Consider the following 23,069-nt stretch of genomic DNA (forward strand, 5'->3'; position numbering starts at 1 on the left):
CCAAAGCGACTGATTGAGGCACGTTCCCGTCATCAGGGGCATTGCAGAATCGACGCTTAAGTCGGCACGAGTTATTGTCAAGCGGCCCATTTCTGCACTGCCCACAGTCCACCTGAGTTGGTGTTGGCATTGGCCGCCATGTGCGAAATGCGCCCATTGGCACCGACGCGTCCAACGAGCGCTTTTTCCGCATCTGATCAGTTCGTGCATATCGCGGCGAACGGCCATGTTTCTAAAACCGGCCCTTCCTGAGTAATGCGGCAAAGGTCTCGAGTGAGCCCAACCCGGAAGCGGCGAGTTTGTGCTGCGTGCGCTCGCAGCGCAGATTTCGCTGCAACGACGTCGAATTTCATGCGTCGAGCAGCATAAACAGCAGCCGTTCATACAAGTCGCGGCAAAGACGAACAAGCACCGGGCGAGGTCAATAGCTGCCGTTTTTCGAATGCGGCTGGTTTGCTATTTTACGCCGCCGCCTCACCCAACAAAGCATTCCGGCGCGCAAATTTGCGCGCCGGCTCACCCGTGAGTGGCAACTGGGAGGTCAACTTGTGAGGGCGTTGTGTCCGAAATACATGAACTCACGATCCCGGCCCGCTATGTCACCCGCTTCCAGCGACAGGCTGGCGCTGTCCAGCATCTTGTAGCTCTGCTGGGATTTGACCCACTCATCCGCATTCTGAAGAGTGGTCAACGTATAGCTTGTGGTCTCGTTCAGGTAATGCGTGGGGATCACGATCTTTGGCTTGAGCTTTTCGACGATGTCGTTGCCCTGCTGATAATCCAGAATGTGCTGCGAGCCGTCCACCGGCAGCGTCAGCACATCGACCTGACCGATGGCGTCCCAGAACTCCTGCGGCGGGTCGTGCCGGTTGTCGCCCCAGATCAGCGTGCGGATGCCGCCGGTTTCCACCAGATACACCACCATGTCCATGTGGCTGACATTGTCCGGCGGGCAGGCCTGCACACCAAACTCGCCCAGCGCATTGGTCCAGTCATACCAGCCGGGAGCGCGGCAAACATGCTTGTCGGCAAAGCCGGTGATCTTGATGTCGGCAAATTCGAAATTGCCGACCATCCGGTCCAGCACCATGGTCGAGACAGGGCGGTGAATCGCGTCATGGTCGAAATGGGTGTGAGTGGACATGCAGATATCCACCGGGGTTTCCGGGAATTCGTTCTTGAACCAGAGCCCCCACGCGCCCGAGGGATCGTCCCGCCAGGGATCGAACAGAACCGTGGCACCTCCGGGTGAGGTGATCTTGATCGCGCAATGGCCGAAATAATCCACGCCCACCGCGCCATCGACGGTGCTGCCAGTGGTCTTTTGCAATTCGATCACGCCGTTATTGTTGCCCGGCTGTGTCCAGTCGGTGGATTGCGCCTGCGCCGATGTGCTGCTGAGCAAGGACGCCGCCCCGCCCACACCGGCAGCCCCCGCCGCCATGAAGAAAGATCGGCGCGACAGGCCCGGTGCCATGTCGTCTTTGCTGCCCCGCACCATGGTCGGCTGCAGATTCAGGTCGTTCTTTTTCATTTTGCTTTCCCCTGTTGCCTCGCGGTTCTTGTCCCGCGCATGACCTAAGGGTAGCGAAAGCAGCAGCGCACCTGTCCATCGGAAAACCACGGGGGAAACATGGGGGATTTCCCCATGTTTATTGGATCGACAACAAAAGGCTGCGCAGGTTCTGACCGCTGCGCTTAAGACCCAGTTTCGCGCGGATATTGTTGCGGTGAAACTCAATCGTGCTGGGACCGCGCGACAGTGTGCGGGCAATGTCCTTGGTGGTCTGGCCGCGCATGATCAACTGCGCGATCTCCTGCTCGGTCGGGGTCAGGGCCTCGAACACCGTGGTCAATTGCCCACTCATATCAGAGGTGATCGACTTCAGGTTATCCTCAGCCAATTCCAGATAGGCGCGGCCCGCGGGGTCCCGGGTGAGCCTGCCGTGCAGTTTGGCCAAATGTGGTACGACCAACCCCTTAATCTGGCGCAATATCTTGGCGTCGTATTCCTCGCGCGAGGTCTCCACGCTGCTGAGCAGGACACGCAGGGCGGCGTTGGCCTCCTCCAGGTCTGCGGTGCGGCTGGCAACGCGGAGTTCCAACTGGTCCAGCGTCACCTGTAGTTCCGCCTCAAGCGTGATGCGCCGATCAATCTCGATAAGCAGTTCGAGATCGGCCTCGATCACGCGGGCGAACTCCTGCAGCCCTTCGCGAAAGAGCAATGCGCGCCGGTTGCGGCGGGTGTCGAGGACGCAGATCGTCCCAAACACCGACCCGTCGGGCCATTTCAGCGGGTAGCCGATATAGAATCTCATGCCATGTTCCATATCGTCATTGTCGACCCAATCCGGATCGCAGGTCGCATCCTCGACTGTCAATTCGCCATCGCGTTGCAGAACACCGTAACAATAAAGCTTTTCATTGAGCGTGAAGCGGCACCCGGTGGCATAGGGGTTGCCCTCGGTCCGGCTGGTGACAAAGACCGAATGGTGTGGCTCCTGCGTGCGCATCACGAGGCTGGCAGGCACGTCGGCAACATTTGCGATCAGGTCAACGATCCGCTGCCATTTGGCAACGGTCTCTTGCGATATGTCGGGCTTTGGGCGGATGGCGCCGGACTTTCCTGTGAGTGATCCGTGCAACTCTAGTGGCGAATCCCGTCATCAGGCAAGCGGCACCAGGCGCGGGTGTTGCGCCGCAGCAGGTCTGACTATTGGGAATGTTCGTTCACCAGCGTCTGCAAGAACGCCTGCGTGATCCGGTTCGGCTCTGGGCTGCGCCGGTTGACGGCGGAAAACGTCGCGCGATAGTTCAGCCTTTCCGGCAGGATCATCTTCATCTGCCCCTGTTCCACAAAGCTCTTCGTAAGATGATCGGGCAGGAACCCAAGATAGCGTCCTGACAGGATCAGGATCGACAGGGCATGTTCGCTCTGGACTTTCGCCGCCCGGCGCAGCTTGAGCGACTGGCCGACATGCAGGTTCGGAGAGTTGACGCTGATGCCCGCATAGCGCGAGGTGCGTATCTCATCAAGGGTCAGACCGGCTTGGTCGCGGTCAAAGAACGGGTGCCCCTGGCCGCAAAACAGGTACATGTTTTCGGTATAGATCGGGACATAGTTCAGGCTTTTCGACACCCGATGCTCGGCAAGGATTCCGACATCGACATCGCCACTGATCAACTTGGATTCGATGACATTCGGGGGCTCGAGCGATAGCTCGATCTGCACGTCCGGTGCCAACAGGTTGAAGGTGCGGATCGACCGGGCAAGATGGGAATCGGGGTTCGACGCACATAGATCGAATAGGGCAACATGAATTCTGCCAACCAGATCCTGTTTTATTTCATTCACTTCGGCCTGAAAATCGGACACCGAAAGCAGCAGGCGATCCGCCGCCGCAAGCACTTTTGTGCCATCTTCGGTCAACGAAAATCCACCCGGGCCTCGGTTGCATAACTTCAACCCCAACCGGATCTCGAGATTGGATAAGTACTTGGAAATAGTCGATCTTCCGATGTTCAGGTCGGTCTCGGCGGCAGACAGGCCACCACTTTCGACTACCGCCCTGAAAATCCTCAACAAATTAATGTCGGCCTCGCCGACTTTGGTAACAAGTGACTGCCGCGCCATCCAATGTTCGCCATTTATGAAACTTTACGTTCAATAGTTACCATTTTGGAAACGCGAATCGCAAGCTACACGAGTCTGCATCGGGGCAGATTCGGACTGGAACATGTGCAGAGGAGCGCATTCCGGCGCGCACCCCGAATATCAGGACAAACATGCCGGAGGACATTCATGTCATTTCTCAATCGGGTCTGCACCACAACTGCGGCCATTTCCATTACAGCCATGCTGGTCGCGGGGGCAGCACAGGCCAAGAATTTTAAGATCGCAGTGGGCGACAGCGGCGGTTCCAGCCAGGAGGCAACAGGGCTGGGCTTCAAGTCCGCACTCGAAGAGCTGTCGGGCGGCAATCATACCGCCACACTGTTCCTGAACGGCCAGCTCGGGTCCGAGCAGGATACGGTCAACGACGCGGCCATCGGCACGCTCGATATGTCGCTGCTGGCAATCAACAACATCACCCCGTTCTCGCCGACCGTCGGCGTGTTCACCCTGCCCTATGTGATCCTCAGCCTTGAGGACGCCGAGAAACTGACCCAGGGACCGATTGGTCAGGAACTGACCGAAAACACCATCAACGACGCCGGTGTGCGGATCATCGCATGGACCTATACGGGCTTCCGCGTTCTGACCAACTCGAAAAAGCCGGTAAAATCGGTGGCCGATCTTGAAGGCCTCGTGATCCGCGTTCCCAAGAACGAGATCATGATCGACACCTACAAGTCCTGGGGCATCAGCCCGACGCCGATGGCATGGTCGGAGACCTTTGCCGGTCTGCAGACCAAAGTTGTTGACGGTCAGGACAACCCCTACACCACCATCAACGCGATGAAGTTCTACGAAGTTCAGAAATATGTGACCAACATCCGTTACATTTTCTCGATCGAGCCGCTGATCATTTCCGAGCAGGTGTTCCAGGAATTGTCCGCCGAGGATCAAGCGATTGTCCTTGAGGCTGGCAAGGCAGCGACGCAGGCCTCGGCCGACTTCTTGCGTGAAAAGGAAGCTGAGATCAAAGCTCTCCTGATCGAAAAGGGTATGGAGATCAGCGACCCTGAGAATGACGAAGCCGAATTCATCGAACTGGCGACCACCGCTGTGTGGCCGAAGTTCTATGAAAGCATTGGCGGTGTCGAAAAACTCAACGCTGTGCTGGCCGAAATCGGCCGGGAACCGGTTTCGCAATAATCATAGACCAAAAGGTCAACATAATTGGGGGCGCCTGATGGTGCCCCCTACAATAAAGGGAGGGTCAGATGTCGAAATTTTGGGGATTTGTAGACAACATCGAAAGCTATATCTGCCGCACATTGCTGGCGATATTCGTTTGTCTGTTGTTTCTTCAGGTCATCGTGAGAACGCTGTTTGCATTCTCGTTTTCCTGGGTCGAGGAACTGTCGATCTACATGTTCGTCTGGTTCGTCTTCTTTGGCGCCAGCTACGCCGCCAAGATGGGCGCCCATAACCGGGTCACGTTCCAGTTCAAATTCCTGTCGGCCCGCGCGATCAAATATATCGAGGCCTTCGCGGATCTCTTCTGGATCTTCTTCAATGTCGTATTCGTTTATTTGGCGATCGACTTCATCTTCAACAAGATGAACAAGTTCCAGTCATCGCAGACCCTCGGGTTTCACCTGAGCTGGGTCTATATCGTTCTGCCCATCGCGTTCACGCTGATGACCATTCGAGTGATTCAAGTGAACTACCGCAAATTGGTATTGGACGAAGAGTTGGTCGACCCCGACTCGATCGATCTCGACGCTGTCAAGGCCGAAATCGAAAGCCATGACACTTCCAGCTCTGAGGGAGACAAGTAATGGGCGCCGAAATCATCCCACTGCTGTTTGGCGGGTTTCTTTTCCTGCTGTTCATCGGTGCTCCGATCACCGTGGCGCTTGGCGTCTCGACCCTGATCACCTTCCTGTATCTTGGGGAAAACCCCATCAAATTCGTCCAGATCGCCTTCACTTCGGTCGGGTCCTTCCCGCTGATGGCGCTCCCCGCCTTCATTCTTGCCGGCGCACTGATGGAAGCATCGGGACTGTCTCGGCGCCTTATCAATGTCGCCGAGAGCTTCGCTGGTCCGTTCACTGGCGGCATGTCGGCTGCAACCGTCATGGCGTGTCTGTTTTTCGGCGCGATCTCGGGCTCTGGCCCGGCGACCACCGCCGCCGTCGGCATGCTGATGATCCCGGCCATGATCGACCGGGGCTATTCGAAAGGCTTCGCGTCGGCCATCACCGCCTCGTCAGGCGGCCTGGGCATCGTCATCCCACCTTCGATCCCGCTGATCATTTTCGGCATCGCCGCACTGGGCATGCCGCCCCCACCCGAAGCGGTGGAGGAGTTCGGCCAATTCCAGACCGTTTCGATCCCGAAGCTGTTCATCGCCGGTTTCATGCCCGCCTTCCTGATCGCCGGCAGCCTGCTGCTGATGAACTATATCCTTGCGAAAAAGAACAACTACACGGGCAGCAGCGAAGGCTGGTCCGCACGCCAGATGTGGTGCGAGATGTATCGCGGCTTCTGGGCGCTGATGGCACCGGTGGTGATCCTAGGCGGCATCTATTCGGGCTATTTCACCCCGACCGAAGCGGCCATCGTTGCGATCTTCTACACGCTGATCGTGGGCGCGTTCATCTATCGTGAACTGTCGTGGAGCAGCCTGTTTGGCGCGCTGGAAACCACCACTTGGCTGACCGGGCGGGTTCTGCTGATCATGTTCACTGCAACGGTGTTCGGACGGCTGCTGGTTGAAAATCAGGTACCGGCCGTAATCGCGCAGGGCATGCTGTCCTTTACAGACAACATATATGTGATCTGGGCACTTGTGATCCTGTTCCTGCTATTTGTCGGCATGTTCATGGAGACCCTGGCAACGATCCTGATCCTGGTCCCGGTGATGCTGCCGGTAGCCTATAGCGTGGGCATCGATCCGATCCACTTCGGTGTGGTGATGGTCTGTACGCTGGGCATCGGATTCCAGACACCGCCGCTGGGTGAAAACCTGTTCATCGCATCGGGGATATCGAAGATTTCGATCGAAGAAATATCGCTGCGCGCCCTGCCGTTTGCCTTCATCAACACCGTTGCGATCTTCATCATCGCTTTCTTCCCCGAGATCTCGCTCTGGCTGCCACGTGTGTTCGGCTACTAGGCGCGATTGAACGGAAAAAGGAACTGAACCATGAAACCAACAATTACGCAGATCCTTTTCGCGACTGATCTGTCGCGAAATTCCACCTACGCCTTAACGCACGCGGCCAGTCTGGCCGCGTCGACCGGGGCAAAACTGCATGTTTTGCACGTCTCCGAACCCCTCAGCGACGACGCGTTGATTACCCTGCGCATGTTCATGCAGGATACAGGCTCGCGCGCCGAGACCCTGAAAGCGCGCCATGACCACGTCAAGGCAGTGCTGACCGAGCGGCAAAAGGCATTCTGGGCTGCCCTGCCCGAAGATGATCGCGGTATTCAGGATCAGATCGAAACGATCGAGATCATCGACGGACACCCCGCCGAAGTGATCCTGCGACGCGCACATGAGTTGAATTGCGACCTGATTGTTTTGGGCGCTCATGATCACGGGTTCTCGCACACGTTTCTTGGCACTGTCGCCAAGCGTGTGCTGCGCCGCGCGGATATCCCCACACTCGTTGTCCCATACCGGGACGACGGAACAACCACCTGAAAACCCACGAAAGACAACACCATGACCAATACCCTCACCGCTCAGGATCTGGCTGAAACGTTTGACGCGTTCAACCGGCACGATATCGACGGCGTGATGACCCATTTTGCCGATGACTGCGTGTTCTACACGGTTGGCGGAGACGAGAAATACGGCAACAAGGTCGAAGGGGCGGCAGCAATCGCGGCGGCCTTCTCCGGGGTCTGGGCCGGCATGAAAGACGCCCATTGGGATCACCACAGCCATTTCGTGCATGGCGACCGCGCGGTGTCGGAATGGACTTTCTCGGGCACCGGTGCCGATGGCATGCGGGTCGAGGCCGAAGGCGCCGACCTGTTCACGCTGCGGGACGGCAAGATCGTCGTCAAGCAGGCACTGCGCAAATCCCGGCCCATGTTCAAGGCCTGAGTCTCACCCCCTTTCCCGCGAGATTACGTCATGGTTGATAATGCGATCCCCCGCCACTGGCCCAAAGCCAGCTATGACCCCAAATACGATCCCATTGTTGATGCCGGTCCGGGCCACAACCGAGACCATGCACCGACCTACTGGATCGGCACCGCAGGCACTCCGCCCGAGGATGACGGCCCCGTTTCCGGCGATTTCGACGCTGATGTGGTCGTCATTGGTTCGGGCTATACCGGCCTGTCCACAGCGATCCATCTGGCCAAGGATCACGGCATTCAGGCCGTTGTGCTTGAGGCCAATACCGTCGCTTGGGGCTGTTCGACGCGCAATGGCGGGCAGGCTCAGATTTCATCCGGGCGGTTGAAGCGCTCGCAGTGGATTCAGCGCTGGGGCGTGGACGTCGCCAAGGGAATGCACGCCGAAGTCACCGAAGCTTTCGAGCTGTTCAACGACCTGATCGCGCAGGACGACATCGACTGCGATCCGCAACCCGGCGGGCATTACTATATCGCCCACCGGGACAAGGTGATGCCCGGGTTGAAAAGCGAGAGCGCGCTTCTGAACGAAACGTTCGGCTACGGCTCGCGCATCATGTCGCGCGAGGAGTTGCATGAAAGCCATGTCCGTGATCAGGAAGCCGTCGGCGCAATGTGGGAACCAGACGGCACCTGCATTCATGCGGGCAAGCTGGCCTTTGGCTATGTCAACATGGCACGCCGACTGGGGGCCAAAATTCACACCGCCAGCCCAGTGACAGGATGGACCACGCAGAACGGCGTGCATCACCTGCGCACGCCGGGGGGCACCGTACGGGCCAAGAAAGTGGCGCTGGCCACGGCCGGATACACGCCGCCGGGCCTTAACGAAAAGACCAAACACCGGCTGATGCCGATCCTGTCGAACTCGCTGGTCACGCGCCCTCTGACTGAGGCCGAACTGGCCGAATGCGGCATCCAGACCAAGTCGCCGCTGACCGATACTCGCACCTTGCGCCACTATTACCGGCTGTTGCCCGACAACCGGATGCAAATCGGAAGCCGCAGCGCCCTGACCGGGCGCGATGCAGAAAACGACAAGCACCTGGCGATGCTGAAAAAGGGTCTGGCCCGCAAATTCCCGGCGCTGGAGGATATCAACCTGGATTATTCCTGGTGGGGATGGGTCGATGTCAGCCACGACATGATGCCCCGGATCTTTCAGCCCAATCCGGACGAGCAGATTTATTACGCCATGGGGTATGGCGGCAATGGCGTGATGTATTCTGCGCAAGCTGGCCGCCGCATGGCCCAGTTGGTGGCGGGCGACAAATCCGACAAGGCGTTCTCGCTGCCAATCTTCACCTCGGCGCTGCCCAGCCATGGCCTGCTGACCCCCTTCCGCCGTGTAGGCCAGAGATTTGCGTATGTCTGGTACTACCTGAAAGACGAAATTATCTAACACTCTCAGTGAGCTAACGCTCCACTCACAAGGATTCGCACTATGAAAATGACAACCGAAGAAGCCTTCGTCAAAACCCTGCAAATGCACGGGATCGAACATGCGTTCGGTATTATCGGCTCGGCCATGATGCCGATCTCGGACCTGTTCCCGCAAGCCGGGATCAACTTCTGGGATTGCGCGCATGAATGCACTGGCGGCATGATGGCCGACGGCTTTACCCGCGCCACCGGTGAAATGTCGATGATGATTGCCCAGAACGGCCCCGGCATCACCAACTTCGTGACCGCCGTCAAAACCGCCTACTGGAACCACACGCCGGTCCTGCTGGTCACGCCGCAGGCGGCCAACAAGACCATCGGGCAAGGCGGCTTCCAGGAGATGGAGCAGATGCGCATGTTTGCCGATTGCGTCGCCTATCAGGAAGAGGTCCGCGACCCCTCGCGTATCGCCGAAACCCTGAACCGCGTGATCATGGAGGCTCACCGCGCCTCGGCCCCGGCCCAAATCAATATTCCGCGCGATTTCTGGACCCAGGTTGTCGATATCGAGATGCCGACCATTCTGGAATTCGAGCGTCCCTCGGGCGGCGACGCTGCCATCACCGAGGCCGCCGAACTGCTCAGCAATGCCGAATTTCCGGTGATTCTGAACGGTGCCGGTGTGGTTCTGGCCGACGCGATCCCGGCCTCGGCAGCGCTTGCCGAACGTCTGACCGCCCCGGTCTGCTGTGGCTATCAGCACAATGACGCCTTCCCCGGCAATCACCCGCTGCATGCCGGTCCGCTGGGCTATAACGGTTCGAAAGCGGGGATGGAACTGATCAGCAAGGCCGATGTCGTGCTTTGCCTCGGCACTCGCCTGAACCCGTTCAGCACACTGCCGGGTTACGGGATCGACTACTGGCCCGCCAAAGCAAAGATCATTCAGGTCGATATCAATCCGGCGCGGATCGGACTGACCAAGAAGGTTTCGGTCGGCATCGTCGGTGATGCCAAGAAAGTGGCCGAAGGTATTCTGGACCGTCTGGGCGATACCGCCGGTGACGCAGACCGCGAAGCCCGCAAGGCCGCCATCGCCACCGCCAAATCCACATGGGCACAGCAACTGTCCAGCATGGATCACGAGGATGACGATCCTGGCACCACCTGGAACGAGCGCGCCCGTAACCGGCAGCCCGACCACATGAGCCCGCGGCAGATGTGGCGCGCGATCGATAGCGCGCTGCCCAAAAACGCGATCATCTCATCGGATATCGGCAACAACTGCGCCATCGGCAACGCCTACCCGTCGTTCGAAGAAGGCCGCAAATATCTGGCCCCCGGCCTGTTTGGTCCCTGCGGCTATGCGTTCCCGTCAATCTTGGGTGCCAAGATCGGTCAACCGAACGTGCCTGTTGTCGGCTTCGCGGGTGACGGTGCCTTCGGCATCTCGATGAACGAGATGACGGCCTGTGGCCGCGAAGATTGGCCAGCGATCACCCAAGTTGTATTCCGCAACTACCAGTGGGGTGCTGAAAAGCGCAACACGACGCTTTGGTTCGAAGACAATTTCGTGGGTACCGAACTCGACCAGAATGTCAGCTACGCGGGCATTGCGCGCGCCTGCGGTGTCGAGGGCGTTCAGGTGACCAGCATGGAACAGCTGACCGATGAGCTGAACAAGGCAATCATGCGCCAGATGAAGGATAACAAGACCACCTTCATCGAAGTGCTGCTGAACCAGGAACTGGGCGAGCCGTTCCGTCGCGACGCGATGAAAAAGCCTGTCGCCGTCGCCGGGATCAACCCGGGCGACATGCGCTCCAAGCGCGTGGCCTAAAACCACACCCTGTCGCGCCCGTTCGGCTGCGGTGGGGATTGAACGGAAAAACGAAACTCCCTGCCGGGCGCTGCGCCCGGCCTTTGGGCACCCTCCTGTTCCCTCCGGGCAGTTGAGGGTGCCGTCATTCAGGATTGGCAAGATGCAGACTGCAGATCTCGCCCGTACCAAGGTACAGGGCCTTTCTGGTTTTTTACGGTCGAACGGACAAGGGTTTCTTGTGTCCGCCGTTGTTGCGGCCGCGGCACAGTTTCTGTCCGAACATTATGGCGCCCCAGCCATGCTGATGGCTTTGCTGCTGGGCATCGCCTTTCACTTTTTGGCTGAAGACGGCCCCTGCAAACCAGGGATCGAGTTCACTTCGCGCACCGTGCTGCGCTTTGGTGTCGCGTTGCTGGGCGCCCGGATCAGCGTCGAGCTGATGGTGGGGCTTGGCGCGGGGCTGATCACGGTGGTTGTGGCTGGCGTCGTAGCCACCATCCTTTTTGGTCTTCTTGGCGCCCGGCTTTTGGGGCGCGGCTGGCGATTCGGGTTGCTGACCGGCGGGTCGGTTGCGATCTGCGGCGCTTCGGCGGCGATGGCAATCTCAGCGGTGCTGCCCAAGAACGAGCATTCCGAGCGCAACCTCATCTTCACCGTCCTGTCGGTGACCGTGCTGTCGACAGTTGCGATGATCGTTTACCCGATCCTGACCCAGACATTCGAATTCAACCACGAATACTCCGGGGTTTTCCTGGGCGGCACCATCCATGACGTTGCCCAGGTGGTTGGCGCGGGGTTCTCGGTTTCCGATCAGACCGGCGAGGTCGCAACCCTGGTCAAGCTGATCCGCGTCGCGATGCTGGCCCCGGTGGTCCTGGTGATTTCGATCCTTGTGCGCCGATATGCCGAGGCCGGCGAAGCCGACGGCAAGCGCCCGCCGATCCTGCCCTTCTTTGTGGTCGGGTTCCTGATCTTTGCGGTGATGAATTCGCTGGGGCTGATCCCGGCGGCGGTCGTTGACCTGATGAGCAGCCTCAGCCGCTGGGCCCTGCTGATCTCAATTGCCGCGGTCGGCATGAAAACCTCGCTCAAGCGCATTCTCGACGTGGGCGGACAGGCGATCGTGCTGATTGTCGCCGAAACCATCTTCATCGCGATCTTTGTGCTCGTGGGCGTGGTGCTGATCGGCCACTGAAGGCCAATTCATCTCACCCGGACCGACAAAGCCGACAGGAAACAAAAGGAACTTAAGCCATGCAAACCCATGTCATCGACATTGCCAATGACACGCCGCAATCCACTGGCCAGCGGCGTCTGGCCGACCTGCCCGATCGCGTCGTCTCGGGCGATCCGCATCACGACACGGAAATCCAGTTCACCAGCCCCGACGGCAAGCTGACGGTCGGCACATGGACCTCGACGCCGGGCAAGTGGCACGCCTTCACCGACAAGGACGAATACTGCTACATCGTCTCGGGCCATTGCGCACTGATCCACGAGGACGGCACTCGCCGCGAATTCCGCGAGGGCGCGTCGTTTTTTATCCCGGACGGGTTTGTCGGGTTTTGGGAGGTGATCGAGACCACCACCAAACATTTCGTCATCCGGGACACCAAATAGTTCCGCTTTCGGTGCCGGGGCCACTGCCCCGTCACCGACCCATCCAGCCCCCGTCGACCACCAGAATCTCGCCGTTCACATAGTCCGACGCGGATGAAGCCAGAAACACCACCGGCCCGGCAAAATCCTGGGGCTTGCCCCAGCGCTTCTGCGGGATGCGGTCGAGGATCGCCCTGGACCGGTCCGGATCGTCCTGCAGCGCTTGGGTGTTATCGGTGGCGATATAACCCGGCGCAATGGCGTTGACGTTCAGCCCATGCGGCGCCCATTCATTGGCCAGCGCCTTGGTCAGTTGCCCGATCCCACCCTTCGAGGCGGAATAGCCCGGCACCGTGATCCCGCCCTGAAACGTCAGCAGCGACGCGGTGAAGATGATCTTGCCGTGCCCCCGATCGACCATCCCCCGCCCGATTTCGCGCGAGAGGATGAACTGGGCCGAGAGATTCACCTCGATTACCTCATCCCACCAGTCGTCGGGATGCTCGGTTGCGGGTTTGCGCCGGATCGTGCCGGCATTATTAACCAGAATGTCCGGCGCGACCCCGTCCGCAGCCAGTTGCCCTGCAAATCCCCGCACCGCGCTCCGGTCCGAGAAATCGCACTGATAGCCCCGGAAGCCGCGCCCCATCGCCACCACGGCCTGTTCCACGTCGCTTCCCGAGGGCTCCAGAGTGGCTGAAACACCGACGATATCTGCCCCGGCTTCTGCCAGCGCCTCGGCCATGCCACGCCCGATGCCGCGTTTACACCCGGTGATCAGCGCGGTCTTGCCGGTCAGGTCAAAGCTTGCCATGACGCTCATTTGTCCCCTCCCACCTTGATGAGGCTTTTCATCGCGGTCGGGCTGCGGTCCAGCGCCTCAAATGCGGACTGTATGTCCGAGAGCGGGCTTATATCGGTGATCATCGTGTCGGCATCGATTCCGCCCTCGGCGATGAGCGTGATGGCTGTTTCGTAGTCTTCGGGTTCATAGACCCGCGCACCGACCAGCTTCAATTCCCGCCAGAAGAACTGGAACAGGTCGATGCTGGGTTTCTGCGCGTGAATGGCGACCATCACGATCCGCGCCCGCGTTGCCGCCACCGCCGTCATCGCGTCGACGCCGGGCTGACTACCTGACACTTCGAACACAACATCCGCGCCCTTGCCGCCGGTGCGCGTCTCGACACTGGCCTGAAGGTCGGCCTCGACAGGATTGACGGTGTCGAAGCCCAGCGTCTCGGCGATGGCCAGACGATGCGGGTTGACCTCGGAGATCAGCACATGGCCCCCCGCATCGCGGGCAACCATCGCCACCAACACCCCAATCGGCCCGCCACCGATCACAACCACATCCTCGCCGGGCTGCAACCCGGACAGGCGCACGTCGTGGCAGGCCACGGCCACAGGTTCGATCAGCGCGGCGTGATCCATGCGCAACCCGTTGGGCAGTACATGCAGCGTATGGGCGGGCACTGTCCAAAGCTCTTGCATCGCACCATCGGTATCGAGGCCGAGGAATTTCAGTTTGTGACAGATATGTGGATGCCCGCCTTGGCAGGCCGGGCAATCTCCGCAATGGTCCAGCGGGCGCACCACCACTTTCTGGCCCGGCACGACGGTCCCAACGTTCGCGCCAACCGCCTCGACCACACCGGACATCTCATGGCCGATCACGCGATTGAAGCCGACGCGCGTATCCATGTTGCCGTGATAGACATGCATGTCGGTACCGCAGATGCCGCAAAAGGCAACGCGAAGCGTTACCTCATCCGCACCCGGTTCAGGCGCTGCCGCCTGCTCGACTGAGAAGCTTTTTTCGCCACGGTAGTAAGCGCGCGTGATGGTCTGGTCGCTCATGATTACTTGTCCTTATGTTCCAATCTGCAAAGCCCGACGGCGCTCATCCGAAGTGCGCCTTGAACCGATCGATGCACTGGCGGAACCCGGTCTCGAAATCGCCGTTTCCGGAGTGATAGACGGATTCGAAGCTGATCACGCCGTCATATCCATCGCTCCGCAGCGCCTCACCCATCGGATGGAACTGATCCGCCAACTGCCCCTGCCCCATCTCGCGTACGTGTAATGTCGCGCGCGGCGTATCGACCTCAACGTCCTTGATATGGATATGACCCAGATAGCCGTCCCTGACCTCGTTGTAGCCATCAGGATAAGCGCGCTCATGGCACCAGCAATTGTTGGCCGGATCCCACAGCACTTTCAGCACATCCTTGGCGCCCAGATCGTCGATCAGCTTGCGCCCGGTATAGTTGGAGTTGACCATTGTGCCGTTCCCGGTCTCGACCACCAGCGTCACGCCCGCGTCCCGCGCCTCATCGACGGCGGGAGCAACCAGGGGCAGCATCGCGTCCCAGGCGCCATGGGCCACGTTCCATTTCTCGGCCCCGTTATGACCCCAGAGGATCTGCTCCTTCTTCGGCGTCATGATCCGAACCAGCGGTGATCCCACCACATGCGCCATGTCGATCACCCGCTTGAGCGCATCCATATGCCGGGTGTGCAGATCATCGCCCGGCCGGTTGGCCACGGTCATACCGGCAAAGATATGACGGCTAAGGCAGCTGACAGGTTTGCCGCGCGCGCGCAGCAGGGCGTCGATCTCACGGATCTCATTGGGCGAATGGTCGCCCACTTCGGTATCGCCCACGAATTGCAGTTCGGCATAGGTCAGGTCAAATTCGTCCATCACATCGATCGCATGGACCAGATCGCGGCTGATGCCGTCGCAGATTACCCCAAGTTTCATATCCAGCCCCCTTTACCGATGCAGTTCCGCGCCGATGATCTCTTCCATCACGCGCGTGCAGATCCAGTTGTCGCCATGGGGGTACTTGGATTTGCCCTGATGGAATATCTGCATCGCGCTCGCCGCCATGAAAAGCGGCACGCCAAGCTCTTCGGCCATGTCGAGTGAGATGGTCAGGTCTTTGTGCATCGTCCCGATGCCCGAGCCGGTGCCCTCGAATTTGCGGTCGATGATATTGCCAAGCGCGGTGTTGGTGATACCGCAGCCCGCGCTTGAGGTGGAGAAGACGTTATAGAGCACTTCACCGCTCACCCCCGCCTTGGCAGCCAGTGCCGCGGCCTCGAAGGTCGCACCGAAGATGGCGCCGATCAGCGATTGCAGGCAGGCCTTGACCACCTGCCCTTCGCCCGGTTCCGTCCCGACCCGGTGGATTGTTCCTGAGACCGCCTTCATCACCGGCGCAAAAACGTCCAGCACCTCAGCCGCACCCGCCGCCATCATGGTCAGCGTCCCGCCATGTGCACCGGGAAATCCCCCCGAGACCGGGCTATCGATCAGGTGAATGCCCGAGCCGTCCATCGCTGCGCCGATCACGCGCGCCTCGGTTGGTTTGATCGTGGCGGTCAGGATCACCGCACCACCGGGCTGCATATGGCTGATCAGGCCATGCTCGCCCAGAATGACCGATTTCGCCTGATCGCCGTTCATCACCATGACATAAACCGCATCCGCGTTTGCCCCTACCGCTGAAACGCTGCCTGCAGGTTCCCCGCCCATCTCGGCAAAAGCCTGCATCCGCCCGTCATCCAGATCCAGACCACAGGTCTGAAATCCGTTCGCCATCAGGTTCTTGGCCAGCCCGCTGCCCATGTCGCCCAGTCCGATTACGCCAACTCGCATATCAACTTCCCAGTTTCTTCCGGTGTCACCGGTGTTGCATCTGGCGCCGCAGCGCCGGTTCAAGCCGGGGTTTCAGGCGCTTGCACAAAGCGCCGGGCGGTCCGAAAGACACCCCGAGCCCTATTTGGGTCGCGCTAAGATGCCGCGCCAGCAGGACGATCCCGCATTCGTTCACGCTGCCAGATGATCACGCCGGACAGCACAATGATCACCGCACCCACAAGGGTGGCGGCATCCGGCAATTGATCGAACACGATGTAGCTGGCAATCGTCAGATAGATGAGAAAGCTGTAGGAAAATGGCATCAGCACGCTTGCGGTTGCAAAGCGGTGGGCGCGGGTCAGAAACTCGTGGCCCGCCCAAGCGCAGAGACCAAGCGCGGCCCAGAGCGTCAGGATCAAAGGGTCGGTTGAGGGCTGCCAGATGGCATAGGCAAATGGTGCCAGCAGGATGGTCCCCACCGCGCCAGTAAAGAATTGCATGGTACGGCTGTTGACCTCACCCGCCAGATGCCGCGTCAGGATGGCATAGATTGCGAGGCCCGTCGCGTTCAGGATCGCCAGTGGCGCGGCCCAGTGGAAATCGGCGCCGAACGGGTTGATGGCCACCAGCACACCAACAAACCCCAGTAGGATCGCGGCCCAGCGCCAGGGGCCGATGTGCTCTCCCAGCAGCGGGACGGACAGCAGGCAGACGATAATCGGGGCCGAGAACATGATCGCTGACACAAGCGTCAGCGACAGGTAGGTCAGCACGAAGAAATTGCCGACCGTCGCCAGGGCCAGCGCCGCGGCCCTGAGCGTCAGAAGCCCGAAATGCTTGCGAATAGGCGCGACCGGCCCCAGGCCGCGCAACCCGGCCTCGCTGAGTGAAATCACGAAATGACCCGCATAGCGCAGAAAGGCCAGTTGCAAGGCCGGAACGCCCAGCGCCAGCATCCATTTGACCGAGGTATCGACGACGGAAAACAGCAGATAGGCCGTCAGCATCATCACGATGCCCAGCGTCGGACGGTCTGAGAGTACCGGCGCAGTCACCGCCTCAGCCCGGTTTGGCTGCGAATCGCGCCGCGAAATGGTCGATCATCTGGCTGACCATGTCGTCGCCGCGCCCTTCGTCGACCGCCTCGCGAAGCGCGCCTAGCGCCGCCGGGGCCATCTGTGAGGCAACGCCCGCATCACGCGCCATCTGGTCGTAATAGCCCACATCCTTGGCGGCGTTCTTGATGGCAAAAGCCAGCATCGCCGGGTTGCCGTCAACGCCATATGCCTTGACGAAATCCATCATCCCCGAATGCAGCGGACCGGCGGCCATGACGTCATAGACGCTCTGCCGGGGCACTCCGGCGACATCGGCCATGGCAAAGGCCTCAGCCATGGCATTGGCCACGGTCATGCCGAAGAAGTTGTTGATCAACTTGACAGTGTGGCCAGACCCCAGATCGCCCAGGTGGAAGACATTCTCGCCGAGATCGTCCAGCACCGGTTTGACCTTCTCGTAACCGGTGGTGTCCCCCGCCGCCATGATGTTGAGCTGACCCTCCAGCGCGTGCGTGGGGGTGCGGCCCAGCGGCGCGTCCAGATAGAACCCGTCCGCCTGCGCCACCTCTGCCCCCAGCGCGCGGGTGCTGGCAGGCAGCGAGGTGCCGAAATCCACAACGACCGCGCCGGGCCGCAGCCCGGCGATCACACCCTCTGGGCCACGCATCCGCGCTTCGACGCTCGCCGAGGTATCCATGCATAGCATCACCACATCGCTGGCCTCGGCCACGTGCCGCGCTGTTGCCACTTCGGACGCGCCTCGCGCCACCGCCGCCTCGATATTGGGACGCGAGCGGTTTGGCGTCACCGTGACGCCATAGCCCTGATCCTGCAGCCGCTGCACCATGGCCGAGCCCATCAGCCCAAGGCCAATAAATCCAATATCGGGTTTGTTCATTTGCTGCCCTCCCAGGCGCTGGAATTCAGTAAGTCAGACGACATGCACGACCCTGCCGGTCTTGATATCAGCGGCCAGCAGGGCCTCAATCCGACGGGTCGTCTTGAGTGTATGGCGCGCATCATCGAGGCTGATGACCGGCGCAGACCTGCCGTCGATGACATCAATGAAATGACCCAGCTGCGCGTCAAGCGGCACCGCGCTTTGCGCGGGTAGCCGATCCGCTCGCGGCGCCTGCGACCAGTCGCGTGCACCGGTCCAGAGCGTCAGCGACGGGAACGAGACCGCGCCCTTGGTGCCAGTGATCCACCACATGTCCTGTCCGCTGGTGGCGATATTGGGGTTCTCGCCGGTCGCTGCCTCGAACCCCCAGGGGCTGGGCGCGGTATCGGCAAAGCTGATCGTGCCGCAAGCGCCCGAAGCGAAGCGCAGCGCCACCGCACCGCTTTCGACCCGCCCTCCCGCGCGCTGGTGGTCCGCGCCGAACCCACAGATATCGGTGATCTCGCCCAGAACGAAGCGCAGCAGGTCGATGTCATGCACGAGGTTGATCATCACCGGGCTGCCCTCGGACTGACGCCAGAGCGTGCCGAAATAGTCGTCGGGCTTGCGCACCGACCACATCAGGGTCGAGCTGACCGGATCACCGATCGCACCCGAGTCGATCACCTCGCGCAGCACGTCCACGGCCGGGTGGTAGCGGCGGTGGTGCCCGACAAGGCAGCGCACATTCGCCCGGGCCGCGACCTGCGCCAGATCAAGCGCCTGCTCCTCGGTGGTCGCGACCGGCTTTTCGATCAGCATATGCCAGCCGCGCGCCGCGCAATGCGCGCCCTGCGCGTGATGCAGCCCCGTCGGCGTCGCAATGATCGCGCCATCCACCGCGACATCCACATCGAAGAGGTCCCGAAAGAACGGTGCCGCATCGTCCCGCCGCGCCGGATCTGCATCCACAACCCCGGCCAGAACGCAGCCGGGATGCCGGCGCACTGCGTCGACATGGCGGCTGCCGATCAGCCCGGCTCCTATGACGAGAATGCGCCTCATCCGGACAAGCTTTCGGCGATCCCTGAATCGGGGCTCTGCCCCTTCAGGCGGGCGCCGGTTCCCCCCCATGGGTACCGATGGGATTGGCGATCTGACAGCATGCAAAGCCCTCCCGAATCTAGAGCAGAACGGTCACGATGGACGGCCAGATGAGCAGCACCGCCAGCGCCACAAGCTGCACCCCGATAAAGGGCAGGAACCCGCGGAAGATATCGGTCAGTGAGATATGCGGAGGGGCCACCGATTTGAGGTAGAACGCCGCCGGTCCAAAGGGTGGAGACAGGAAACTGACCTGCATGTTCATACAGAACAGCACCCCGAACCAGATCGACACATGCTGCGGGCTGAGTTGGCCGATAAAGCCGATCTCTTCGATCGGCAACCGCTGCACGATGGGCAGAAAGACCGGGATGATCAACAAAACGATCCCGACCCAGTCCATGAACGCCCCCATGAAGAGCAGGATCAGCATCATGGTCAGCAGTACCAGCATCGTGGGCATCTCGGCCCCCACGATCAGATCAGCGATGTAACGCGGTCCGCCCGCCAGCGTATAGGCCCCCGACAGCGCCGCCGCGCCCACGGTGACCCAGATGATCGTGCCGGTTGACCGCAACGTGCGCATCAAGCTGTCCCAGACCAGCGCGACCGAGGCCTCACCCCGAAAGAGCGCAATGATGAACACCGCCATCGCCCCCATGCCGGCGGCCTCGGTGATACCGGTGATGCCGCCATAGATCGAGCCAAGCACCACGCCGATCACCGTGAAGGGCGGCACCAGGCCCTTGCCGTGATCCCAGCCCAGTTTCGACCTCTCACGCCCGAAGACCACGAAGATCAGAGCCAGCCCAAGCACAAAGCTGATCGCCAGCCACGGGATATGATGCGGCATGCCCAGCGCGATGGGATCGACATTCTCGCCCAGCGCTGCGTTCTGGCCGGTGAGCGTCAGGAACCCCACCCGCACCAGCAACAAGGCCGAAACACCCGCCAGCAGGATCGACAGGAAAGCCGCGAACATCCCCAGTTTCTGAATCCCGGTCGGATCGCCGGGTTTCTGTTCCGGCAGCGGCGCGTCTTCGGGCCTCAGCTGGGTCCGGATCACGATATAGAGGATGATGAAACTGGCCAGCATGAAACCCGGCACAAATGCTCCGGTAAACAGCGCCTTGATCGAGGTCTCAGTGATCAGACCATAGATGATCAGAACGATCGAGGGCGGGATCATCGTGCCCAGCGAACCCGAGGCGCAGATCGTTCCGATGGCAAGGTTCTGGTTATAGCCCAGTCGCAGCATCTGCGGCAGCGCGATCAGGCCCAGCAGCACGACCTCGCCGCCGATGATCCCAGACATGGCCGCCATGATCACCGCCATCAGCGAGGTCACGATCGCAATCCCGCCGCGTACCCGGCTGAGCCAAAAATCCAGCGCGTTATACATCTCTTTCGCGATGCCGGATCGTTCCAGCAGCGCTGCCATGAAGATGAACAGGGGCACGGATATGAGCACATATTCCGTTAACAGGTCGAATATCTTCTGGGTCAGGATATACAGTGCACCGGTGCCAGGGCGCCCGGTCAGCATACCTTCGCCAAAGCTGAGCGGGTTGAAGATCAACTCCGGCTCGAACTTCATGATCATCACCACCAGCGCCAGCACTGCCGAGGCAAAACCCAGCGGCATCCCGATCGCCAACAGGATGATCAGGCCAAAAACCAGAACAAGCGAGATCGTTCCTACATCCATCAGTCAGACCCCACGCTGCGTTTGATTGCTTCAAGCTCGTCTTCGTCGATATCGTCCGCCGCCGTGTGCACGGTCGGCTCAAGGTTCCAGTCGGCGATCAGGTTGACCAAGGCCTGCAGGGCGACCAGCACGATTGTGATCAGCACCATGGGCTGCATGGTGGCGGGTATCGGCGGGTCGAAGGCGGTGCCGAACATCTCCCACTTGTAGAATTTCGTGACGAATACCTGGTGGTAGCTGCCGTAGACCAAGAAAAATGCAAAGATCGCCAGGAGCACGACCGAGATCGTGTCGAACAGTTTCTGCATCCAACGCGGCGCGAGGTCATACAGGATGAAAATCCGAATATGGCTGCGCTGCTGCATCGCATAGATGCCCGAGGCCATGAACACAAACCCCGCAATCCAGAGCGTCAATTCATTCGCCCAGAGTGTCGGGGCCTCGATCACGTAGCGCAGGAAGACCTCGTAAAGCATCACGCCGGTCATCGAGATGATCATCATCATCGTGACCCGGCCAATGAACAGGGCGATCCGGTCGATCGACCGCCAATGCGTGTATTCCATCGGCGCGACCTTCACGTTGAGACAGCCGATAACGAAGATGATCGGGATCAGGACCAGCGCGGCCCAGTCCAGCGCATCGGCAAACCCGCCGAACAGGCCCGGCAGGCCGGGGGCGACATCCTTGCGCTGATGCAGCTCGCTCATCTGGTCGAACAGGCTCGGATTCTCTGGCGGGATGAAATCCAGAAGATAGGCGGGCGTGTGCCAGATTGCCCAGCCCGTGCAGATCAGAAAGGCAAGGGGGATCACCCATTCCCAAAATCCACCGGTTTCCTCTTCCAAGACGTCCCCTCCCTTGCTCATGTTATCTCATAATGCCGGATGAAATCCGGATCCGGCTCAACGCCCAGGCCCGGCCTGTCCGGTATTGCGACGCGGCCTGCGCGCGCCCTGACCTGCCCCTGAATATCCAACGGCTGCAGCAGCAGGTCGTCGCGGAACCTGTTGTCGGTCGTGTCGAACTCCAACATCGGCTCCCACGGGTGCAACCCGCCTGGCAAGGGCGGCATCGCAGCCAGCAATTGCAGATTGGTGGCCACCGCGATGGCCGAACCCCAGACATGGTTGACCACCGGAGTGAAATGCGCGTGGCACAGTGCCAGAACTCGCAGATATTCGGTAATCCCGCCCAGCGCGCAAACCTCTGGCTGGGCGATATCCAGCCCCCGGTTTTCCAGGATCCGACGCCAACCCCAGCGCCCGAACTCTGCTTCGCCACCCGATATGTTGATGCTTAATCCGGCGCGCAATTCGCGATAGCCGTCATGATCCTCGGGCGCCACGGGTTCTTCGAACCAATATGCATCCAGTTCCTCCAGCGCCCGCCCGACATGGAAGGCATCGCTGGTCGTGTAGCAGTGGTTGGCATCGACCATGAAGGGAAAGTCCTCTCCGACCCCCCGGCGCACGGCGCTGGCCAATTCGACATCCGGTTTCGGGCCGAACCCCACCTTCATTTTGGTGGCGGCAAAACCCATTTCGCGGATCGCGGCGGCCTCATCCTCAAACCGGCAGGCCAGTTCAGCGACAGGCTCATCACGCAGCATCATGCCGTAGCCATAGACCGGCACATCGCTGCGATGGGCACCCCCGATCAGTTTGTGGACAGGCAGGCCCGCTGCCTTGCCCGCAATATCCCAGAGCGCAATATCAACGCCCGAGAGCGCCTGCATCGGCATGCCTTTCTGGCCGTGGTCGCGCAGAAGATTGTAGACCTTGTGCCAGATCACGTCGCGGTCCAGCGCCGGCATGCCCAGCACCATCGGCTGGATCACCCGTTCGACAATGGCCTTGTTGGCTATGGCCACGGTCCCCGGACCAAAGCATTCGCCCCAGCCGGTCAGCCCAGCATCGGTTTCGACCCTGACCAGATGCGCGCTGCGCGTGCTGTAATACTGCTGCGAATAGCCCAGCGGTTCCGGCAGGTCATACTGCAGCACATGGCTGGTGATCCCGGTGATCTTCATCCTGCGCCAGTCTGTCAGATTTTGAGTGGTTCGGCAGGGCACATGCGCCCTGCCGTCATTCGCTTATCG

At 60.3% G+C, this 23,069-nt stretch carries 22 protein-coding genes; 9 read left to right on the forward strand and 13 right to left on the reverse strand.

Translation table 11 applies throughout. From position 1 onward, the window contains the following. Positions 1–541 precede the first annotated feature (541 nt). From AB1E33_RS14495 to AB1E33_RS14505, 3 genes are all read right to left on the reverse strand, one after another. Positions 542–1,534 carry an MBL fold metallo-hydrolase gene (locus tag AB1E33_RS14495; RefSeq protein WP_372577982.1) on the reverse strand — a complete coding sequence of 331 codons (993 nt, stop codon included), beginning with the start codon at positions 1,532–1,534 and terminating at the stop codon, positions 542–544. Positions 1,535–1,652: 118 nt separating this feature from the next. After that, complete coding sequence (locus AB1E33_RS14500) at positions 1,653–2,645, reverse strand: LuxR C-terminal-related transcriptional regulator (RefSeq protein WP_372577983.1); 993 nt, start codon at positions 2,643–2,645, stop codon at positions 1,653–1,655. Positions 2,646–2,713: 68 nt separating this feature from the next. After that, a complete protein-coding gene (locus AB1E33_RS14505; protein WP_372577984.1) occupies positions 2,714–3,634 on the reverse strand; it encodes a LysR family transcriptional regulator in 921 nt (306 codons plus the stop codon). Positions 3,635–3,802: 168 nt separating this feature from the next. On the opposite strand from AB1E33_RS14505, the gene AB1E33_RS14510 reads away from it, so the two are divergent. The 9 genes from AB1E33_RS14510 (at position 3,803) to AB1E33_RS14550 (ending at position 12,590) form a co-directional block, all read left to right on the forward strand. Beyond that, the gene (locus tag AB1E33_RS14510; protein ID WP_372577985.1) at positions 3,803–4,819 is read left to right on the forward strand and encodes a TRAP transporter substrate-binding protein; all 1,017 of its coding nucleotides are present in this window, start codon (positions 3,803–3,805) and stop codon (positions 4,817–4,819) included. A gap of 68 nt (positions 4,820–4,887) precedes the next feature. Then, entirely contained in the window at positions 4,888–5,448 is a 561-nt protein-coding gene (locus AB1E33_RS14515) for a TRAP transporter small permease (protein WP_372577986.1), read from the forward strand. After that, entirely contained in the window at positions 5,448–6,788 is a 1,341-nt protein-coding gene (locus AB1E33_RS14520; RefSeq protein WP_372577987.1) for a TRAP transporter large permease, read from the forward strand. The genes AB1E33_RS14515 and AB1E33_RS14520 overlap by 1 nt, the downstream gene beginning before the upstream one ends. A gap of 30 nt (positions 6,789–6,818) precedes the next feature. Then, positions 6,819–7,322, forward strand: coding sequence for a universal stress protein (locus AB1E33_RS14525; RefSeq protein ID WP_372577988.1), 504 nt, complete (start codon positions 6,819–6,821; stop codon positions 7,320–7,322). A gap of 21 nt (positions 7,323–7,343) precedes the next feature. Continuing rightward, positions 7,344–7,730, forward strand: a complete 387-nt coding sequence (locus tag AB1E33_RS14530; RefSeq protein ID WP_372577989.1) for a nuclear transport factor 2 family protein — start codon at positions 7,344–7,346, stop codon at positions 7,728–7,730. Positions 7,731–7,760: 30 nt separating this feature from the next. After that, complete coding sequence (locus AB1E33_RS14535; protein ID WP_372577990.1) at positions 7,761–9,167, forward strand: NAD(P)/FAD-dependent oxidoreductase; 1,407 nt, start codon at positions 7,761–7,763, stop codon at positions 9,165–9,167. Positions 9,168–9,209: 42 nt separating this feature from the next. After that, positions 9,210–10,988, forward strand: a complete 1,779-nt coding sequence (xsc, locus tag AB1E33_RS14540; protein WP_372577991.1) for a sulfoacetaldehyde acetyltransferase — start codon at positions 9,210–9,212, stop codon at positions 10,986–10,988. Positions 10,989–11,130: 142 nt separating this feature from the next. Next, positions 11,131–12,165, forward strand: a complete 1,035-nt coding sequence (locus AB1E33_RS14545; protein WP_372577992.1) for a YeiH family protein — start codon at positions 11,131–11,133, stop codon at positions 12,163–12,165. A gap of 59 nt (positions 12,166–12,224) precedes the next feature. Then, positions 12,225–12,590, forward strand: a complete 366-nt coding sequence (locus AB1E33_RS14550; RefSeq protein WP_372577993.1) for a cupin domain-containing protein — start codon at positions 12,225–12,227, stop codon at positions 12,588–12,590. 31 nt (positions 12,591–12,621) lie between these two features. On the opposite strand, the gene AB1E33_RS14555 is transcribed toward AB1E33_RS14550, so the two are convergent. The 10 genes from AB1E33_RS14555 to AB1E33_RS14600 all read right to left on the reverse strand — a co-directional run bounded on the left by AB1E33_RS14555 (position 12,622) and on the right by AB1E33_RS14600 (position 23,000). Beyond that, the gene (locus AB1E33_RS14555; protein ID WP_372578173.1) at positions 12,622–13,383 is read right to left on the reverse strand and encodes an SDR family oxidoreductase; all 762 of its coding nucleotides are present in this window, start codon (positions 13,381–13,383) and stop codon (positions 12,622–12,624) included. A gap of 5 nt (positions 13,384–13,388) precedes the next feature. After that, positions 13,389–14,429: a zinc-dependent alcohol dehydrogenase gene (locus AB1E33_RS14560; protein ID WP_372577994.1), complete on the reverse strand. Its 1,041-nt coding sequence runs from the start codon at positions 14,427–14,429 to the stop codon at positions 13,389–13,391. Between the two features lie 43 nt (positions 14,430–14,472). Continuing rightward, positions 14,473–15,336 carry a sugar phosphate isomerase/epimerase family protein gene (locus tag AB1E33_RS14565; RefSeq protein WP_372577995.1) on the reverse strand — a complete coding sequence of 288 codons (864 nt, stop codon included), beginning with the start codon at positions 15,334–15,336 and terminating at the stop codon, positions 14,473–14,475. Positions 15,337–15,348: 12 nt separating this feature from the next. Beyond that, positions 15,349–16,236 carry an NAD(P)-dependent oxidoreductase gene (locus AB1E33_RS14570; RefSeq protein WP_372577996.1) on the reverse strand — a complete coding sequence of 296 codons (888 nt, stop codon included), beginning with the start codon at positions 16,234–16,236 and terminating at the stop codon, positions 15,349–15,351. Between the two features lie 134 nt (positions 16,237–16,370). Next, positions 16,371–17,273 (reverse strand): DMT family transporter, encoded by a 903-nt coding sequence (locus tag AB1E33_RS14575; RefSeq protein ID WP_372577997.1) that lies wholly within the window; start codon positions 17,271–17,273, stop codon positions 16,371–16,373. Positions 17,274–17,277: 4 nt separating this feature from the next. Then, positions 17,278–18,174, reverse strand: a complete 897-nt coding sequence (locus tag AB1E33_RS14580) for an NAD(P)-dependent oxidoreductase (RefSeq protein WP_510762301.1) — start codon at positions 18,172–18,174, stop codon at positions 17,278–17,280. Positions 18,175–18,207: 33 nt separating this feature from the next. After that, positions 18,208–19,221: a Gfo/Idh/MocA family protein gene (locus AB1E33_RS14585; RefSeq protein WP_372577998.1), complete on the reverse strand. Its 1,014-nt coding sequence runs from the start codon at positions 19,219–19,221 to the stop codon at positions 18,208–18,210. A 118-nt stretch (positions 19,222–19,339) separates the two neighbouring features. Beyond that, positions 19,340–20,968 (reverse strand): TRAP transporter large permease, encoded by a 1,629-nt coding sequence (locus AB1E33_RS14590; protein ID WP_372577999.1) that lies wholly within the window; start codon positions 20,966–20,968, stop codon positions 19,340–19,342. Then, a complete protein-coding gene (locus AB1E33_RS14595) occupies positions 20,968–21,837 on the reverse strand; it encodes a TRAP transporter small permease subunit (RefSeq protein ID WP_372578000.1) in 870 nt (289 codons plus the stop codon). The genes AB1E33_RS14590 and AB1E33_RS14595 overlap by 1 nt, the downstream gene beginning before the upstream one ends. Continuing rightward, positions 21,834–23,000, reverse strand: a complete 1,167-nt coding sequence (locus AB1E33_RS14600) for a mandelate racemase/muconate lactonizing enzyme family protein (RefSeq protein ID WP_372578001.1) — start codon at positions 22,998–23,000, stop codon at positions 21,834–21,836. Before AB1E33_RS14600 ends, AB1E33_RS14595 begins: the two co-directional genes overlap by 4 nt. Positions 23,001–23,069 lie beyond the last annotated feature (69 nt).

Source organism: Ruegeria hyattellae (assembly GCF_041537925.1).
In the GTDB taxonomy this organism is placed as follows: domain Bacteria; phylum Pseudomonadota; class Alphaproteobacteria; order Rhodobacterales; family Rhodobacteraceae; genus Ruegeria_C.

What these genes read in the sequence shown, in the direction of transcription:
- AB1E33_RS14495 (WP_372577982.1), bottom strand. Translation starts at nt 1,534, where the DNA reads ATGAAAAAGAACGACCTGAATCTGCAGCCGACCATGGTGCGGGGCAGC.
- AB1E33_RS14505 (WP_372577984.1), bottom strand. Translation starts at nt 3,634, where the DNA reads ATGGCGCGGCAGTCACTTGTTACCAAAGTCGGCGAGGCCGACATTAAT.
- AB1E33_RS14510 (WP_372577985.1), top strand. Translation starts at nt 3,803, where the DNA reads ATGTCATTTCTCAATCGGGTCTGCACCACAACTGCGGCCATTTCCATT.
- AB1E33_RS14515 (WP_372577986.1), top strand. Translation starts at nt 4,888, where the DNA reads ATGTCGAAATTTTGGGGATTTGTAGACAACATCGAAAGCTATATCTGC.
- AB1E33_RS14520 (WP_372577987.1), top strand. Translation starts at nt 5,448, where the DNA reads ATGGGCGCCGAAATCATCCCACTGCTGTTTGGCGGGTTTCTTTTCCTG.
- AB1E33_RS14525 (WP_372577988.1), top strand. Translation starts at nt 6,819, where the DNA reads ATGAAACCAACAATTACGCAGATCCTTTTCGCGACTGATCTGTCGCGA.
- AB1E33_RS14530 (WP_372577989.1), top strand. Translation starts at nt 7,344, where the DNA reads ATGACCAATACCCTCACCGCTCAGGATCTGGCTGAAACGTTTGACGCG.
- AB1E33_RS14535 (WP_372577990.1), top strand. Translation starts at nt 7,761, where the DNA reads ATGGTTGATAATGCGATCCCCCGCCACTGGCCCAAAGCCAGCTATGAC.
- xsc (WP_372577991.1), top strand. Translation starts at nt 9,210, where the DNA reads ATGAAAATGACAACCGAAGAAGCCTTCGTCAAAACCCTGCAAATGCAC.
- AB1E33_RS14545 (WP_372577992.1), top strand. Translation starts at nt 11,131, where the DNA reads ATGCAGACTGCAGATCTCGCCCGTACCAAGGTACAGGGCCTTTCTGGT.
- AB1E33_RS14550 (WP_372577993.1), top strand. Translation starts at nt 12,225, where the DNA reads ATGCAAACCCATGTCATCGACATTGCCAATGACACGCCGCAATCCACT.
- AB1E33_RS14555 (WP_372578173.1), bottom strand. Translation starts at nt 13,383, where the DNA reads ATGGCAAGCTTTGACCTGACCGGCAAGACCGCGCTGATCACCGGGTGT.
- AB1E33_RS14560 (WP_372577994.1), bottom strand. Translation starts at nt 14,429, where the DNA reads ATGAGCGACCAGACCATCACGCGCGCTTACTACCGTGGCGAAAAAAGC.
- AB1E33_RS14565 (WP_372577995.1), bottom strand. Translation starts at nt 15,336, where the DNA reads ATGAAACTTGGGGTAATCTGCGACGGCATCAGCCGCGATCTGGTCCAT.
- AB1E33_RS14570 (WP_372577996.1), bottom strand. Translation starts at nt 16,236, where the DNA reads ATGCGAGTTGGCGTAATCGGACTGGGCGACATGGGCAGCGGGCTGGCC.
- AB1E33_RS14580 (WP_510762301.1), bottom strand. Translation starts at nt 18,174, where the DNA reads ATGAACAAACCCGATATTGGATTTATTGGCCTTGGGCTGATGGGCTCG.
- AB1E33_RS14585 (WP_372577998.1), bottom strand. Translation starts at nt 19,221, where the DNA reads ATGAGGCGCATTCTCGTCATAGGAGCCGGGCTGATCGGCAGCCGCCAT.
- AB1E33_RS14590 (WP_372577999.1), bottom strand. Translation starts at nt 20,968, where the DNA reads ATGGATGTAGGAACGATCTCGCTTGTTCTGGTTTTTGGCCTGATCATC.
- AB1E33_RS14595 (WP_372578000.1), bottom strand. Translation starts at nt 21,837, where the DNA reads ATGAGCAAGGGAGGGGACGTCTTGGAAGAGGAAACCGGTGGATTTTGG.
- AB1E33_RS14600 (WP_372578001.1), bottom strand. Translation starts at nt 23,000, where the DNA reads ATGAAGATCACCGGGATCACCAGCCATGTGCTGCAGTATGACCTGCCG.